Origin of the sequence: Sodalis sp. C49 (assembly GCF_046352915.1) — a bacterium.
Classification (GTDB): domain Bacteria; phylum Pseudomonadota; class Gammaproteobacteria; order Enterobacterales; family Enterobacteriaceae; genus Acerihabitans.
Map to the genome: position 1 here is coordinate 2522528 of NZ_CP163303.1, position 16987 is coordinate 2539514.

13 protein-coding genes are annotated in these 16987 nt (G+C 61.9%); 4 read left to right on the forward strand and 9 right to left on the reverse strand.

Annotated elements, in window-relative coordinates:
- Window positions 1-20: 20 nt before the first annotated feature.
- From ABUK12_RS11445 to dgt, 3 genes are all read right to left on the reverse strand, one after another.
- Window positions 21-1178, reverse strand: coding sequence for a CdaR family transcriptional regulator (locus ABUK12_RS11445; protein WP_410016368.1), 1158 nt, complete (start codon window positions 1176-1178; stop codon window positions 21-23).
- Between the two features lie 183 nt (window positions 1179-1361).
- The gene (gene degP, locus ABUK12_RS11450; RefSeq protein ID WP_410016369.1) at window positions 1362-2807 is read right to left on the reverse strand and encodes a serine endoprotease DegP; all 1446 of its coding nucleotides are present in this window, start codon (window positions 2805-2807) and stop codon (window positions 1362-1364) included.
- Between the two features lie 157 nt (window positions 2808-2964).
- Window positions 2965-4479: a dGTPase gene (gene dgt, locus ABUK12_RS11455; RefSeq protein ID WP_410016616.1), complete on the reverse strand. Its 1515-nt coding sequence runs from the start codon at window positions 4477-4479 to the stop codon at window positions 2965-2967.
- A gap of 173 nt (window positions 4480-4652) precedes the next feature.
- On the opposite strand from dgt, the gene mtnN reads away from it, so the two are divergent.
- Genes mtnN through ABUK12_RS11470 form a run of 3 tightly spaced genes read left to right on the forward strand, consistent with a single transcriptional unit; the run spans window position 4653 to window position 6957 of the window.
- A complete protein-coding gene (gene mtnN, locus ABUK12_RS11460) occupies window positions 4653-5357 on the forward strand; it encodes a 5'-methylthioadenosine/S-adenosylhomocysteine nucleosidase (RefSeq protein WP_410016370.1) in 705 nt (234 codons plus the stop codon).
- Entirely contained in the window at window positions 5357-6340 is a 984-nt protein-coding gene (gene btuF / locus ABUK12_RS11465) for a vitamin B12 ABC transporter substrate-binding protein BtuF (protein ID WP_410016371.1), read from the forward strand. Before mtnN ends, btuF begins: the two co-directional genes overlap by 1 nt.
- Window positions 6340-6957 carry a TRIC cation channel family protein gene (locus tag ABUK12_RS11470; protein WP_410016372.1) on the forward strand — a complete coding sequence of 206 codons (618 nt, stop codon included), beginning with the start codon at window positions 6340-6342 and terminating at the stop codon, window positions 6955-6957. The genes btuF and ABUK12_RS11470 overlap by 1 nt, the downstream gene beginning before the upstream one ends.
- An 89-nt stretch (window positions 6958-7046) precedes the next feature.
- On the opposite strand, the gene erpA is transcribed toward ABUK12_RS11470, so the two are convergent.
- Together erpA and clcA are read right to left on the reverse strand one after the other, a co-directional pair.
- Window positions 7047-7391, reverse strand: coding sequence for an iron-sulfur cluster insertion protein ErpA (gene erpA / locus ABUK12_RS11475; RefSeq protein ID WP_162363924.1), 345 nt, complete (start codon window positions 7389-7391; stop codon window positions 7047-7049).
- A gap of 107 nt (window positions 7392-7498) precedes the next feature.
- A complete protein-coding gene (gene clcA / locus ABUK12_RS11480; RefSeq protein WP_410016617.1) occupies window positions 7499-8863 on the reverse strand; it encodes a H(+)/Cl(-) exchange transporter ClcA in 1365 nt (454 codons plus the stop codon).
- Between the two features lie 274 nt (window positions 8864-9137).
- Between clcA and hemL the strand changes: the two genes are divergently transcribed.
- On the forward strand, window positions 9138-10418 hold the full coding sequence (gene hemL / locus ABUK12_RS11485) for a glutamate-1-semialdehyde 2,1-aminomutase (RefSeq protein ID WP_410016373.1): 1281 nt from the start codon (window positions 9138-9140) through the stop codon (window positions 10416-10418).
- An 11-nt stretch (window positions 10419-10429) separates the two neighbouring features.
- Here hemL and fhuB read toward each other — a convergent pair whose 3' ends face one another.
- The 4 genes from fhuB to mrcB all read right to left on the reverse strand — a co-directional run bounded on the left by fhuB (window position 10430) and on the right by mrcB (window position 16981).
- Window positions 10430-12418, reverse strand: a complete 1989-nt coding sequence (gene fhuB, locus ABUK12_RS11490) for a Fe(3+)-hydroxamate ABC transporter permease FhuB (protein WP_410016374.1) — start codon at window positions 12416-12418, stop codon at window positions 10430-10432.
- A gap of 4 nt (window positions 12419-12422) precedes the next feature.
- Window positions 12423-13427, reverse strand: coding sequence for a Fe(3+)-hydroxamate ABC transporter substrate-binding protein FhuD (gene fhuD / locus ABUK12_RS11495; protein WP_410016375.1), 1005 nt, complete (start codon window positions 13425-13427; stop codon window positions 12423-12425).
- Window positions 13427-14245 carry a Fe3+-hydroxamate ABC transporter ATP-binding protein FhuC gene (gene fhuC / locus ABUK12_RS11500; protein ID WP_410016376.1) on the reverse strand — a complete coding sequence of 273 codons (819 nt, stop codon included), beginning with the start codon at window positions 14243-14245 and terminating at the stop codon, window positions 13427-13429. The genes fhuD and fhuC overlap by 1 nt, the downstream gene beginning before the upstream one ends.
- A 186-nt stretch (window positions 14246-14431) precedes the next feature.
- Entirely contained in the window at window positions 14432-16981 is a 2550-nt protein-coding gene (gene mrcB / locus ABUK12_RS11505; RefSeq protein ID WP_410016377.1) for a bifunctional glycosyl transferase/transpeptidase, read from the reverse strand.
- Window positions 16982-16987: the final 6 nt, after the last annotated feature.

Sequence of the window (16987 nt, forward strand, 5' to 3'; positions counted from 1 at the left end):
GTGGGCCGCGGACGATGGGATCAGGCTTCGTCATCCAGCTGCAGCGCCACGTAGAGCAGCAGCCGATCGTCAAAGTTGGCCAAATCCAGGCCGGTCATTTCCGAAATGCGATTGAGGCGGTACTCCAGGGTGTTGCGGTGGATAAACAGCGCCTTGGAGGTAGGCGTGGGCTGAACGTTATGGCGGAACCAGGCAATCAACGTGCGGCGCAGCAGGCCGTTGTTATCCATGGCCTTGAGTTTGGCCAGCGGGCGCACCAGCTCGCTGGCCTGCCAGCCGCCGCGCAGGCTGTCGAGCAGTACCGGCAGCATCAGGTCGGGATAAAAATAACGGCGCTGCTCGGGCAGCCGCTGCTTGCCCACCGACATGGTGGTGCGCGCGGTACGCCAGGAGCGCGCAATACCGCCGGCGCCGGGGAAAAAATTGCCCAGGGCGATACGTACCCGCAGGCGGCTGCTTTCGGTCATGCGCGAAAACAGCGTATCCACCCGCCGGCGATGCTCTTCGGCATCCCAGCGCCCGTGGCTGTTCAGCGCGGGTTTCAGCACCACCATTTCCGTCAGCGATACGATGGCGATCAAATTATCGCGCTCCGGCGTGGTGAGCAGCGTTTGCAACTGCTGCAGCTCCGCCATGGCGCTGTCGACGCCGAACTGCCCGCTGTCCACCTCCACCACCGCCGCCACCCTGGGCTGGTTGATATCGATGCCCAGCCGCTGGGCCCATTCGATCAGCGCCGGCGTGACTTCCTCGGCGCGGATTAAATTCAGCACCAGTTCCTCGCGCAGCCGGCTGTCCTGCGCCAGCATATGCAGCAAGCGCGCCTGCTCCAGCATCATTTCCGCCGTCATGCAGACCAGCTCGCCATACTGCCGCAGTTGACTGGGATTGCCGGTCAGGCCGATAACGCCGACGATATTGCCGTCGATTTTCAGCGGGAGGTTGATACCGGGCCGTACCCCGTGCAAATGCCGGGCCACGCCGTCGTCGATATCCACGACCCGGGCCTGCGACAGGGCCAATAACGCGCCTTCGTGCAGTTCACCGACCCGCTCTTCATCGCCGCTGCCGATAATGCGGCCGCGCGCATCCATCACGTTGATATTGCTGTCGATAATCTGCATCGTTCTTGCCACAATTTCTTGCGCCAATTTCGCATCAAGATGATACGTTGCCATCCCCGCCTCGGTTCTGTTAAGCCCTTTGCCCTATTATACCCGGGTGTTGGCGCTCATACATTGTGCAGAAGCACAAAGCGTGATCTTGCTCGCTTATTTTGTGCGGGATATCACATTCTTTCGGGCAAAAAAAGACGGCGTCGTGATGACGCCGTCTTGGTGGCGAGAGCCGGACGCGGGGGATTACTGCGCCAGCAGGTAAAGCGTGGTATCGCCGCGTTTGACGTTTAACGCCAGTATCGGCGGCTTGGCATCCAGGATTTTACGCAGTTCGCCGATATTCTGCACCGGCTGCTGGTTGACGCCCAGGATGATATCGCCCTTCTTCAGGCCGACTTTCGCCGCGGTGCTGCCCGCCTTGACATTGTCCACCTTGACGCCCTGCTGATCGCCGGTATCCATGTTGCTCAATTCCGCGCCTTCGATGCCGGTAAAGACATTGCCCGAATCAAGCTGCGGCTGGGTGCTCTGCTCCAGGATCACATCGACGGTTACCGGCTTGCCGTCGCGCAGCAGGCCGAGCTGGACCTTGGTGCCGACCGGCTGCGAGCTGACATCCGCCCGGAACGCGGCAAAGCTGTTGATGGGCCGGCCGTTCATGGTGACGATGACATCGCCGGCTTTCACCCCGGCCTTTTCGGCGGCGGATTTAGGCATCACCTGGCTGACAAACGCGCCGCGCTGGGCGTCGACTTTCATCGCCTTGGCAAGCTCCGGATTGAGCTCGGTGCCGAGAATGCCGATTTCGCCGCGCCTGACCTGGCCATAGGCCACCAGCTGCGCCGTCAGGTTTTTCACCATGTTGCTGGGAATGGCGAAGCCGATACCGATATTGCCGCCGTCCGGCGCCAGTATGGCGGTATTGATGCCGATAAGCTCACCGTTGAGGTTAACCAGCGCCCCGCCCGAGTTGCCCCGGTTGATGGCGGCATCGGTCTGGATAAAGTTTTCATAGTTTTCAATATTCAGCCCGCTGCGCCCCAGCGCGGACACAATACCCGAGGTGGCGGTTTCCCCCAGGCCGTAAGGGTTGCCGATGGCCACGGTATAATCGCCGACCCGCAGTTGGTCCGAATCGGCCATCTTGATGGCGGTGAGGTTTTTAAAGTCGATCAGCTGCACCAGCGCCAGATCGGAACGGGGATCGCGGCCGATGATCTTGGCGTCGAACCGGCGGCCGTCATACAGCTGCACCTGGATTTTAGTGGCGTCGTTGACCACATGATTGTTGGTCACCACGTAGCCTTTCTGGGCATCGATAATCACACCCGCGCCCAGCGCCATGAATTTTTCCTTGGCCGGCGGGGTATTGCCCTCGCCGTCGCCGCCGCCGTCCTCATCGCCGCCCTGGCACAGGGGCGACGCCTGGAAAGGCGACCCTTCCTGGCACAGCGGGGAATCCTGGCCAAAGAACTGCTGGAACTGCTCGGGCACGCGCGCCGAACTGACGGCGGTGCTGCCTTCGACGCTGATGCTGACCACCGATGGCATGACTTTTTCCAGCATCGGCGCCAGGCTTGGGAGCTGCTGATTGGTCGAGGCGGTTTCCGCCGCATACAATGAAACAGGCGCCAGCGCCACACCCAGACACAATGCCAGCGCACTCAGGACCAAAGAAGTTTTTTTCATTTAACATTGTCTCAACTGTAAGTATCAGGTAATGATGCGGACCCATTGCTGTGGTCGTATCTGTGAGATTAATCAAATAACCCGAAGTTCAGTAGCAAAAAAACCATAATGGTAAAAAAGTATTGGGCGTATTTACAAATACTGCGCTAACCCTGACTTACTCCGCGGCCATTAAGCGGCGGTATTCATCCCAGGCATAAAGATCGGTCATGCCGCTAATATAGTCCTGAATTAAACGCGCCCGATAATAAAATTCCATCATGGGCTGCTGGCGCGACGGGTAGCGATTTAACCCGGCTACCGCTTCACCATAAGCCAGACGATGTTTGGTGGATAATTTATGAAACAGGCGGGTGGGGATCATGTAGTCCCGGTGGTCATCCTGCGCCGCCAGCTCGCGAAACGCCGCCAGCGGCATATCCAGCAGGGGGTTGTAGATTTCCAGCAGGCCGCTGATAACCCGGTAGCCCTGTAATTCCAGCTGTTCTACTTCCGGATGGTTGAACACATGTTTGAAGGCCACGCCTTTGAATATTTTCAATAAGCGGTAAGCCGGACTGGAATCTTCCAGCAGCGCCTGGTTAAAGCATCCGTCGAATATCGGCGACAGATTATCGAGAAACCGTTTTGCCGCATGGGGCACCAGCCGTGCCACGGTATTTACCCGCAAATACATAAAAAACTGATCGCCGCTGCGCAGCCCCTGGTTGCGCATTATCTTATCGAATGCCTGGCCGACCACCTTTTCAAATAAATCGCCTTTCTCCACGCCGCCCCATTCTTGTTGCAGGTAGTTATAAAGCTGTTCGACGGTAAAGATCTTTTTTTCCACCGCATCTTCGAGATCGGCGATGCAATAAGAAATATCGTCGGCGGCTTCCATGATATACGTCAGCGGGAAGCGATGAAATTCCCCCAGCCCCAGCTGTTCGCGCAACGCTTTGACATACTCTTCCTCGGCAAGATAGTAGCCCGGTTTTTTCATCAGATAGCTGAATTCGTCCGGTATCGCGCCGCGCCAATAGGCCGGACGGGTATATTTTAAAATACAGCCCACCTGGGCATAGGTCAGGTTCAGCTTCAGCAGGCTGTGCACCATGCGGATGGCCTGGGCATTGCCTTCGAAATGACACAAATCGAGCCGGATACGGCTGCGCAGCGCGTTGTCGTCATCCTCGCCGGCGCGCAGGCGCAATACCTCGACCCGGCAACGATCGTTACCCTGGGCCTCGTTGCCCAGGCCGGCGATGTCCAGGCGCTGGCTGAACCAGTCGTTGATGGCCGCCTCGCCGAAATGACCGAACGGGGGATTGCCGATATCATGCATCAGGCACGCCATTTCCACGATGCTTTCAAACGGCGCCTCCAACTGCTCCAGCCCCAGCGGCGCGATGCGCCGCTCGCGTTTGAGCTGGTGGAAGATTTCTTTGACGATATGCCGTCCGACCTGTTGCACCTCCATGGAATGGGTCAGCCGGGAGCGCACCGCCGCGTTGCGTTCCAGGGGAAAGACCTGGGTTTTCTGCTGCAGGCGGCGAATGGCGGCGGAATTGATAATCCGCCCCCGATCGCTTTCAAACTGGCGGATGACGCTATATTCATCCTCGGCGACGATGGGATGGCTGAACGGGCGCTGAAAACTGAGTTTCTTGCTAAAGTCGATTGCGGACATCATGTTCCCCGGGATGATTTCTTATACCGTGATACCCATACCCGCCGCTAAATGCAACAGCGGCGACAATTATTTCCCGGCCGCGGCCGTGATAGAATGGCGGCGCCGATTAAACGGCTACGTTACTATTCACTATTTATTATCCACTGTTTCTTAACCAGAAGGACAACCAGATGAGAGTAGGCATTATCGGCGCGATGGAACAGGAAGTGGCCCTGCTGCGCGACCAGATAGAAGGCCGCACCACCTGGCAGCAGGCGGGATGCGATATTTACAGCGGCCGGCTCCATGGCGTCGACGTGGCCTTGGTGAAATCCGGTATCGGCAAGGTCTCGGCCGCGCTCGGCACCACGCTGCTGCTGGATCATTTCCAGCCGGATTATGTTATCAACACCGGCTCCGCCGGCGGTCTGGACGCATCCCTGAATGTCGGGGACATCGTCGTGTCCGACGAGGTGCGTTACCACGATGTGGATGTCACCGCCTTTGGTTACGCACCGGGGCAAATGGCGCAGTGCCCGGCGGCCTTCGCCGCGGACGCGTCGCTGATCGCGCTGGCGGAGAGCTGCATCGCCCGGCTGGATCAGCACGCCGTGCGCGGCCTGGTGGTCAGCGGCGACGCGTTTATCAACGGCGCCGACCCTCTGAGCCGTATCCGCGCCACCTTTCCCCAGGCTATCGCGGTGGAAATGGAAGCCACGGCCATTGCCCACGTATGCCACCAGTTCGCGGTGCCGTTCGTGGTGGTGCGCGCCATTTCCGATGTGGCGGACAAGGCGTCCCACCTGAGCTTTGACGAATTCCTGGCGGTGGCGGCCAAACAGTCCAGCCGCCTGGTGGCGGCCATGCTGCAGACCCTGGCCGGACAGCGGCAGTAATGTCGCCCATCCGGGTGACGCGCCCGGCTATCCCTACGCGCGCGCTGGCCATGCCGGCGCCGACTTGGTTTATTATCCGCAGGCATGCGCTGGCCATGCTGCTGCCGGCCTGGTTTGCTATCCGTAAGCACGCATCGGCCCTGGGATCGCGGGCCCGGCGCGATAGCCGCGCGCGCGGCCTGGCCGCGTTGCTGCTGGCGCTGTTGGCCGCCCCGCCGGCCTGGGCGGCGCATCGGGTCGTCAGCCTGGCGCCCCACGCCACCGAAATGGCGTATGCCGCCGGCATGGGAGAAGTCCTGGTGGCGGTAAGCAGTTGGTCCGATTATCCTCCCGCCGCGCAAAAGCTCGAGCAGGTCGCCTCCTGGCAGGGCATCAACGTGGAGCGGGTGCTGGCGCTAAAGCCGGATCTTATCCTGGCCTGGCGCGGCGGCAATCCGCAGCGTGAACTGGATCAATTGGCCGCCTTCGGTATCCCGATTGTCTATCTCGATCCGCTGAGCGTGGAAGATATGGCGCGCGCGCTTGATGGCCTGGCGCGCTACAGCCCCCATCCCGAACAGGCTCACCAGGCCGCCCGCGCCGTGCGCCAGCAGGCGGCGGACCTGAAACGCCGCTACGCCGGCAATCCGCCGGCGCGGGTGTTCATGCAGTTCGGCACCCAGCCGTTGTTTACCGCCGGCAAGCAGACGCTGCAAAGCCAGATTCTGGCGCTGTGCGGCGCGCGCAATATCTTTGCCGACAGCCCGGTTCCCTGGCCGCAGGTGGGCCGCGAACAGGTCTTGGGCCGTAAACCGCAGGTGATTGTCGTCGCCGGCGGCGAGGAGCGCGTCACCGCCATCAGGAACTTTTGGCAGCCGCAGCTGGACGTGCCGGTGATAGCGCTGAACGAGGATTGGTTTAACCGCAGCGGGCCGCGCATTTTGCTTGCGGCGCAGGCGCTGTGCCGGCAACTGGCGGATGCCGCCGCCACGGGAGCGCGCTGATGCTCGGTTTTCTTGATGTGCTCGGCACGGCGGTATTCGCCGTGTCCGGGGTGCTGCTGGCCGGCAAACTGCGCATGGACCCGTTCGGGGTGCTGGTGCTGGGGGTGGTCACCGCGGTGGGCGGCGGCACCATCCGGGATATGGCGCTGAATAATGGCCCGGTGTTCTGGGTGCGGGATCCCACCGATCTGGTGGTGGCGATGGTTACCTGTTTTGTCGCCATACTGGTGATAAGGCAACCCCGCCAACTGCCGACATGGATCCTGCCGGTGCTGGACGCCATCGGCCTGGCGGTATTTGTCGGCATCGGCGTCAACAAGGCGTTCGCCAGCGGCACCGGCCCGCTGATCGCGGTATGCATGGGCGTTATCACCGGCGTGGGCGGCGGCATTATCCGGGATGTGCTGGCGCGGGAAATCCCGATGATACTGCGTACCGAGGTCTACGCCACCGCCTGCATTATCGGCGGCATCGCCCACACCACCGCTTTCCATGTTTTCCACCTCAGCGCCCAGCACGCGTCGGTATTGGGCATGGCGATAACGCTCGGCATCCGGCTGGCGGCGATCCGCTGGCATCTCAAGCTGCCGACCTTTGCGCTTGAGGACCGGAAATAAACGGCCCGACCCGCGCGCTCGAAACGCGGACATAAAAAAACCGGTGCGGCGCGCCGTACCGGTATCATCGAACGCGTGCCGACGGGGGTTTAGATACTGAACGACGATCCGCAGCCGCAGGTGGTCTTGGCGTTCGGGTTGGTCACGATAAAACGTGATCCTTCCAGCCCTTCGGTATAATCCACCGAACCGCCGATCAGGTATTGCAGGCTCATGGGGTCTACCACCAGCGCAACGCCTTGTTTTTCAATGGTCAAATCGTCTTCGTTGATTTTATCGTCAAAAGTAAAACCATACTGGAAGCCGCTACAGCCACCGCCGGTGATATAAACCCGCAATTTCAGGTTCGGGTTCTCTTCATCCGCTATCAGATGCTTCACTTTTTTCGCCGCTGAATCGGTAAATTGTAAAGGCAGTACCGCAGTTTCACTCATTACTCTACTCCCAACGCGCCAACCAGAATCATCAGGCTGAAGGCATAACAACCCGATGTGGATGTTCATTATCCGCTACCTGTCAATTACGTTCAAGTATTGCGCGTTCAGGATATTTTGTTTATCGCTGCGTGCGATCGCGCATCCGCCGGCAGCGGGGGCGTTTGTCGTTGCAAGGTACGGGCAAGGATTGCTGAATAGAGCGGTTTGCCGCCTAAAAACTGAGCCAGCAGCGTTGCGCCCAGACAGGTGATAATCATCGGCAATATTAATTGATAATTGTCGGTCATTTCCAGCACCAGCACGATCCCGGTCAAGGGCGCGCGCACCGAGGCGGCAAATAAGGCTCCCATGCCCGCAATCGCAAAAGTGCCGGGCTGCAAGGCATACTCAGGAAATAATTGGCAGCCGATCATGCCGAAAGCCGTGCCCAATAAGGTTCCCAGCGCCAGCATGGGCGCAAAAATGCCGCCCGGCGCACCGGAACCGAAACACAACAGGGTCGTCAACATACGGGCCAGAAAGATAAACAACAAGGTGCCGGCGGTAAAATGCCCCGCCGCTGCCAGGGGAATCAGGGCAAAACCACCGCCGGCGGCCTCGGGATGCATCAGACCCAAAATACCGCACAGGCCGCCGAGTATACCGCCGATGATCACAAATCTGGCGCATTTGCCGCCATGCAAGCGTAAAAACATATCTTGCGCGCGGAATATCAATGTATTGAATACCACGCCCACCACGCCGAACAGCATTCCCAGCACCAGGTAAAGCCAGAGAGTACCGACCGGCGCGCCGGCCAGCCTGCCGACGTCGATGACCGAACGATCGCCGTTGCACAGGCGAAATACGATGCTCGACATGATAACGCCGATAAATACCGCCTTGACTGAAATCAGGTTATAGCGAAACTGCGGCCGCATCTCTTCCAGGATAAACAGGATCCCCGCCAGGGGCGCGTTAAACGCCGCCGTTAATCCCGCCGCCGCGCCGGCTGCCAGCAGGGAATGCCGGGCCTCGGCGCTGCGCATGCCAACCATATCCAGCACCATGCGACCGATATTTCCCCCCAATTGGACCGTCGGTCCCTCGCGCCCCAGCACCATGCCCGCGCCGAGCGTACCCATGCCGCCGAAAAACTTAACCGGGATCACCCGCCACCACCGCACCGGACGCAGTTCCTCCAGCGCGCCTTCAATTTCCGGAATACCTGAGCCTCCCGCCTCGGGCGCATATTTACGCACCAGGTAATAGCCGATCATGGCCAACGCCCCTGAGGCAAAAAACGCAGCCGGCACCAGCACCAGCCAGCGCTGCGGCAAGTCGGCCAGGGCGGCGATACGGCAGGCGAGCATCCAGTCAACCGTTTTTTCAAATGCCACGCCCACCCCGCCCACCAGGGTACCGACGAGAGCGGCCATGGCGAGTACGGTTACCGGGGTTTTATCTTGATACAGGAGCCGGCTGAACATCTGGACGCGGGCAAGGCGTCCGGCCGGCACTGAGGTCGCGGCAGGAAAGGGTTCTGGCATCGGAGCAATCTACCTTATTTGGCATAGTATTCGACGGACTTTACGCTATCACACTGTCTGTCAGGCATAATTGTATTACAAAAATACTTGTCAATCCGTGCTGACAAGGCCGCTGGCGGTTTTGCGTTTTTGCACCCAACAAAGATGTCTTATTGCCTGCCAGTTTATTACACTATCGGGGTTAACGTTTTATTCTTTCTTCAGGAGCCGTTTCATGAGCCATTCCGAAAATCTGTACGCCCAGGCGCAAAAACTAATCCCCGGCGGGGTTAATTCACCGGTGCGCGCGTTTAACGGCGTCGGCGGCACGCCGCTGTTCATCGCGCGGGCGGACGGCGCCAGGCTGTATGATGTGGACGGAAAGGATTATATCGATTATGTCGGTTCCTGGGGGCCGATGGTATTGGGCCATAACCATCCGGCGATACGCGAGGCGGTTATCGAGGCGGCCGGGCGCGGCCTGAGCTTCGGCGCGCCCACCGAAATCGAGGTCAAAATGGCCGCCCTGGTGACCGAACTGGTGCCGTCCATGGATATGGTGCGCATGGTGAACTCCGGCACCGAGGCCACCATGAGCGCCATTCGCCTGGCGCGCGGCTATACCGGCCGCGATAAAATCATCAAATTCGAAGGCTGTTATCACGGCCATGCCGACGGCCTGCTGGTCAAGGCCGGCTCCGGCGCGCTGACCCTCGGCCAGCCCAGTTCTCCCGGCGTGCCGGCGGATTTCGCCAAACACACCCTCACCTGCGCCTTTAACGATCTGGATTCGGTGCGGCAGGTATTTGAACTCTATCCGCGCGAGATCGCCTGCATTATCGTCGAGCCGGTGGCCGGCAATATGAACTGCGTACCGCCGCTGCCGGCGTTCCTGCCCGGCCTGCGCGCCCTGTGCGATGAATTCGGCGCGCTGCTGATTATCGACGAGGTCATGACCGGTTTTCGGGTGGCCCTGGCGGGCGCGCAGTCCTATTACGGCGTGGTGCCGGACCTGACCTGCCTGGGTAAAATCATCGGCGGCGGCATGCCGGTGGGGGCGTTTGGCGGCCGGCGCGAGGTGATGCAGGTGCTGGCGCCCACCGGCCCGGTTTACCAGGCCGGCACGCTGTCGGGCAATCCGATTGCCATGGCCGCGGGCTATGCCTGCCTGACCGAGATTTCACGCCCCGGCATTTATCCGGCGCTGACCGATCTGACCGATCGCCTGGCGCGGGGATTGCTGGAGGCGGCGCGGGCGGAAAACATTCCCCTGGTGGTAAACCACGTCGGCGGCATGTTCGGTATCTTCTTTACCGACGCGCCCGCGGTGACCGGCTATCAGGATGTCATGGCCTGCGATGTGGAACGGTTTAAACGCTTTTTCCATATGATGCTGGAGGAAGGGGTTTACCTGGCGCCGTCGGCGTTTGAAGCCGGTTTTATGTCGCTGGCGCACAGCGACGAGGATCTGACGCAGACCATCGGCGCCGCCCGCCGCAGTTTTGCCCGGCTGTAAGCCCCCTCCCATCAGCGACCCTGGCGGCGCAGCAGAAAGATAAAATACGGCGCGCCGATAAAGGTCGCCAGCAGGCCCGCCGGGATCTGGTCGGGAAACATCGCCATGCGCCCGGCCCAGTCGGCCAGCAGCATCAGCATCGCGCCCAGCAGCGCAGCCATAACCAGCTGCGGCATCGCCCGGCGAAAGCCGAGCATCCGCGCCATATGCGGCGCCATCAAACCGATAAAACTCAAGGGACCGACGGTGAGCGTGGCGCCGGCGGTCAGCACCGCCGCCAGCAACAGGATAGCCAGCCTGGCGCGCGCCAGCGGCAGGCCCAGGGCCCGGGCGGTTGCGCTGCCCAGCGGCAGCACGTTAAGCCAGCGGCGGCAGCAGGGCGCCAGCAGCAACAGTACCAGCGCCGTCACTGCGCTGGTTACCGCCTGCGGCGCCTGCACGCCATAGGTCGATCCGGAAATCCAGGTCAGCAGGCCGCCGAGGCGGGGATCGCCGCTGGCCAGCAGCAGGGTCACCAGCGTGGTGAACGCGGTGCCCAGGGCTATGCCCGCCAGCAGCATGCGCTGGGTGGAAAAATGCCGCCGTCCCGCCACCAGCAAAATGGCCGCCAACGTCAGCGCGGCGCCCAGGCTACCCGCAGGCAATAACCAAATAAAGACATCGCCGGGCAGCCAAAACATCATCAACACCACCGCCGACGCGGCGCCGGCGCTGATACCCAGTACTTCCGGGCTGCCCATGGGATTGGCGGTCAGTTTCTGGATCAGGGTGCCGGCGGCGGCCAGCATCACACCGGCGCTTAATGCCGCCAGCGTACGCGGCCAGCGCCAGGGCAGCAGGCGCAGCAGCTCGTCGCCGCCGGCCCAGTTCCATCCCAGGCTGTTACGGCCCAGCATCAGCGCCACGCACAACAGCGCCAGCAGCAACGCCAATCCGCCCGCGGCCCACAGCGCGGGATTGGCGCGCTCCGGGCGGGGCGCGTCGTCATGCCCCGGCTGCGCCGGCGCCACGGCATGGCGCAGCCGGGGCAGCAGCCAGAGCAGGATCGGCGCGCCAATCAGCGCGGTGGCCGCGCCGGTGGGCACGTCACGCCACGCGCGCGCCAGCCAGACCATGACCTGATCGGTAAACCACAGCAGCAGCGCGCCGATAAGCGGCGCCAGCAGCAGGCGCGGCAGCAGGCGCCGGGCGCCGAGCAGCTTCGCCAGCAGCGGCGCGAACAGGCCGATAAACCCCACCACGCCCACCGCGTTAACCAACACCGCACTGAGCACGATAGCCAGTACCAGCGCCGCCAGCCGGGCGGTTGACAGCCCCAGGCCGAGATTGCGCGCCACGGCGTCGTCCACGCCCAGCAAGGTCATGGGGCGAATCAGCAGCAGGGCCAGCAGCAGCCCCAGCCCCAGACGCGGCAGCAGGAACCTTACCTGGCCCCAGTCCTGCTGGTTAAGCGCCCCGCTGCTCCATAAAAACAGATTTTCCAGCTGCTGGTAATGGAAGATGGCCAGCAGGCTGTTAACGGCGCTGCAGTACAGGCTCAGCACCAGGCCCGCCAGGATCAGGGTCACCGGCGACATGCGTTTTCCCCAAGCCACGCCGAAAACCAACGCGCCGATGACCAGCGCGCCGAGCAGGGCCGCCAGCTGCTGGGTCAGCGCTCCGCCGGGCAGCAGCCACAGCGTGGTGACGGTGACCCCCAATTGCGCGCCGCTGGCGACGCCCAGGGTCGAGGGTTCGGCCAGCGGATTGCGCAGCACCTGCTGGAACAGCACGCCGGCCAGCGCCAGGCCGGCGCCCACCAGCGGCGCTATCGCCAGGCGCGGCAAGGTGCTGTAGTGGAAGATAACCTGGCGGATATCCAGCATATCGGGCCGCCACAGCGCCCCGGCCCATAGCTGGCCCGGCAGCACCTGCTGGGCGTTATAGGCGCTGAGCGCCAGCGCGCCCAGGGCCAGCAGCGTCAGCAGACTAAACGGGAAAAGCGCGCTACGACGGTTCATGGCCTCACCATTGTTTTTCCATCTGCTGCAGCATGCGGCAAAAACGCAGGGCCGCAAGAGTGGCGCCATAAATCCAGATGGCCGGCACGGTGCGCAACATATTCCGGCGCACAAAAGGCATGGCCTGCCACAGCGGCGTGGCGGCCACGCGCGCCGTCAGCGCTGCGTCGCCGTGATCCAGGCATATGGCCCGCGCCAGGGGCAGCGTCGCCAGTTGTTCAATTCCCACCACCGCCGTGCCCCAGAAATTATTTTCTCCCTGCCAGACGTTGGCTAGCGCCAGTTGGTCCATGACCTGGCCGAATAAACTGGTGCCGCCGATGATCAGGGCGTGACGATCGTCCATCAGGGAAAATATCAGCAGGGGCTGGCGGCGATATGACGCCAGCTGCGGCCAGGCTTCGGCCAGTTCGCGGTCGAAAGACGCCAGATGGGCCAGGGCGGCGGGCATCCTGTCCAGGCGCTGCGCCAGGGCCAGCAGCCCGGCGCGCGCGGTGGTCAGCGGCCGCCCCTGCCCGTCGGTGAAACTAAACCCCATGGCGGGGGCAATGGCGCGCAATTGTTCCGGGCGCGGCCCGTAGCCCTGGGAATACAGGATCAAGTCCGGCTTGAGCGCGGTGATCAGTTCGAAATTAGGTTCGGTGCGCTGGCCGACATCGACAATCGAGGCCGGAAGCACCGGCTCCTGTACCCATAAGCGGTAATCCCGGGTGCCGGCGACGGCCAGCGGCGTAACGCCGAGGGCGAACAGCAGCTCCACCGGCAGCCATTCAAGGGCGATAATGCGCTGATAGGGCAGCGACGGGACGGATCCGCCCATTGCCGTCCGATCGGTCGCACCCCGGGCCGCGGTCCCCCAGGACGCGAGACCGCAGCACAAGGGCGACAGCAGCAGGGCGGCCAGCAGCCGTCGGCGGCCGCCGTCAATACCCGGACTCTCATCCGTCGCAATGGCGCCGGGCGCGCGCTGGGGGCGCAGACGTCCCAGGGTCTGATCACGCCGGCGCATTAAAACACGAAACTCACCGGCGCGCCGCCGCCCGGATGCGGCAGGATGCCCATAGGAATACCGTAAATGGTTTCCAGCACGTCGCCGCGCATCAGCTCCAGCGGCGATCCCTGGGCAATCATTGCGCCGCCGCGCAGCGCCGTCAGGTAATCGCAGTAGCGCGCCGCCATATTGATATCATGCAATACCGCGATAACCGTCAGGCCGCGCTCCTGGCTCATGCGCTTAATCAAGGCCAGCACGTCCACCTGATGGGCGATATCCAGGGCCGAGGTGGGCTCATCCAGCAGCAGGCAGCGGCTGTCCTGCGCCAGGGTCATCGCCAGCCAGGCGCGCTGACGCTCGCCGCCGGAAAGGCTGTCCACCAGACGGTGGGCGAGCGAGGGCAGGCCGACCACCTCGATGGCGTCCTCCACATGCCGGCGATCGGCGCTGCCGAAGCGGCCGAGCGCGCCGTGCCAGGGATAACGCCCCAGGGCCACCAGCTCGCGCACCGTCATGCCTTCCGCCGCCGGCAGTTGCTGCGGCAGATACGCCACCTGCCGGGCGAAAGCCTTGCTTTCCCAGTCCGCCAGCGGTTTATCATTCAGGCGCGCCACGCCGCCGCTGGCCTCATGATGACGGCCCAGGATCTTCAGCAGGGTGGATTTTCCGGAGCCGTTATGACCTATCAGGCCACAGACCTTGCCCTGGGGAAAAGTGAAGGACAGCGGCTGGAGTAGTACCCGTCCGGGTACCGAGAAACTCACCTGATCCAGGGCAAAAGTAGCGTTCCTGGCGGCGGCGGTGTTGGCTAAAGGTGTGGCGATATCTTGCATAAGCCCAATAAAGCAAATGATAATTATTCAAAGAAGCAATAATAGCAGTTTCCCTCAATAATTAGCAGCATCGCAACTGATTTTTCCTCGCAGGTCGCCGCCAGGCATCGCGCGGCGACAGAATGCCTATCGCCGGCGTTCCTTCGCCTGGTCAACAAACCCACCCCGGCAAGCCGGGGTGACGAGCTATTTGCCGAACATATCCTTGATCCAGCCGGCGACGCCGTCGCTGCCCTCCTGCTGCTCCTGTTGCGGCGGCTGCTGGCCCGACTGCTGCTGGTCAGGCGGCGTTTGCGCCGGCTGCTGGGCCACCGCCTGGCTGGCCTGGCACAGCGCCTGCGGACTGTCGGTCCAGACCGGGATCACGCGCATGCTGCTGTCGCTGTTGCAGACGAAATTGCCGGCATAGTCGATGGACATCTGGTTGATCTCCTCGGGCGGTATCACGTTAAGCGTCAGCGGCGGCTGGTTTTCCAGGTAACGGCGGTAAATCGTCAGCGCGCCGTTGGCGCCGGTCAGCTTGGCCGGGCCGTTGTTGTCGCGCCCTACCCAGCTGATGGTCACCTCTTTACCGTCCACGCCGGCAAACCAGCTATCGCGCAAATCGTTGGTGGTACCGGTTTTCCCGGCCAGATGGAAATTGGGGAATTTCACCGCCAGCGAACGCGACGTGCCGCGCGCCACCACCTGCTGCATACCGTATAACGTCAGATACGCCGCCTGGGCCGGCACCACGCGCTCCGCCTGCGGGAAGCTCTGGTAAAGCACCTTGCCGTCCTCGCTTATCACCGAGCGCACCGCCGACAGCGGCGCACGATTGCCGCCGCTGGCAATGGTCTGGTATTCCTGCGCCACTTCCATCGGCGTGAGGCTGATGGCCCCCAGCAGCATGGCCGGCACCGGGTTAATCACCTCTTTCGGGATGCCCAGTTTTTGCAGGGTGGCGACGATATCCGGCAGGCCCACCGCCAGCCCCAGGTTGACCGTCGGCACGTTAAGCGAATTGGCCAGCGCATCGACCAGCATCACCTTGCCGCGAAACTGACGATCGTAGTTTTTCGGCGCCCACAGCTGCCCGTTCGGCTGCTTGAGTGAAATGGGCTCATCGGCGATCCAGGTGTTCAGGCGGTACTTATCCGGCTGGCTCAGCGCGGTCAGGTAGGTGGCCGGTTTTGCCAGCGACCCTACCGGACGCCGTGCCTGCATGGCGCGGTTAAATCCGGCGAATTGCGGCTGGGAACCGCCGACCATGGCGCGCACTTCGCCGCTAAAGCGGTCCACCACCACCATAGCGCTCTCAAGGTCGCTGACGCCGCGCCCGGCGCGCAGGGCCGGCACACCGGCCTCCACAGCTCTTTCCGCCGCGTCCTGCGAAATCGGATCCAGGGTGGTGAATATTTTCACGCCGGACAAATCGTTAATCTTGTCGCCCAGCTTCGCCTGCAGCTCCTGACGCACCATTTGCATAAAGGCCGGCTGCGGCGTAATCACCCCGCCGCGCGGCTGCACCCCCAGCGGACGCGCGCTCAGCATATTATACAAATCCTCGTCGATAACCTGCTGGTTTTGCAATAGCTTCAGCACCAGGTTACGCCGCTCCAGCGCCATTTGCGGATTACGCCAGGGATTGTACAGCGATGCGCCCTTGACCATGCCCACCAGCATGGCCTGCTGATCCAGGCTGAGTTCATCCACCGGCCGGCCGAAATAATAAAGGCTTGCCAACGGGAATCCGCGGATCTGTTCGCTGCCGCTCTGGCCGAGGTAGACTTCGTTCAGATACAGCTCAAGGATGCGATCCTTGCTGTAGCGGTAATCGAGGATCACGGCCATATAGGCTTCGTTGATCTTGCGCCACAGGGAACGCTCATTGGTCAGGAACAAATTCTTGACCAACTGCTGGGTCAGCGTACTGCCCCCCTGCACCGCGCGCCCGGCGGTAATATTCGCCAGGAAGGCGCGGCCGATGGAGCTGATGCTGATGCCGTCATGCTGGTAAAAATGGCGGTCTTCGGTGGCTATCAGGGTATCCACCAGCAGATCGGGGAATCCGGCGCGGGGCACAAACAACCGCTGCTCGCCGTTGGGCGATTGCAGCATGGTGATCAGGCGCGGATCGAGGCGGAAAAAGCCGAAGTTCCGCTGCGTATCCTGGTTTTGAATTTGCAGCAGATGATCGCGATCAAACGTCAGCACCGCATGGATCTGCCCTTCCTTGCTGTCGGGGAAATCAAAGGGACGGCGCAGCATATCGATGCTGTTGGCGCGCACGCTGAATTCGCCCGGGCGGGTTATGCGGGTCACCTGGCGGTACTGCATCCCTTCCAGCAGGTTGACCATCTCGCTTTTGCTGTAGGGCATGCCCGGCTCCAGGTTCACCATGCGGCCATAGACCGCCGCCGGCAGTTGCCAGACCTTGCCGTCGATGCGGCTGCGGATCTGCGCATCCAGGTAGACGCCGTAGATCACCAGTAAAATCACCACCACCAGGAAAATCTTGATAAGCAATCCCAGCAGGCGCCGCTTGCCGCTTTTGCGCGGCGGGCGCGCTTTGCCTTTCGCAGGCGGCTTGCGCGGCGGCATTACGTATTCCTCTTGATCGTCATAGTCGTCCTGAGCATCGTCATTTTCTTCGTAGTCGTCGTCCCGGTGACGTCGCACTGGCGGTTTATTTGTCACTTTACGGCCGGACGGTCTTCCATGACGTCCAATAGGTTCGCGATCATCCCCAGACATCGTTAT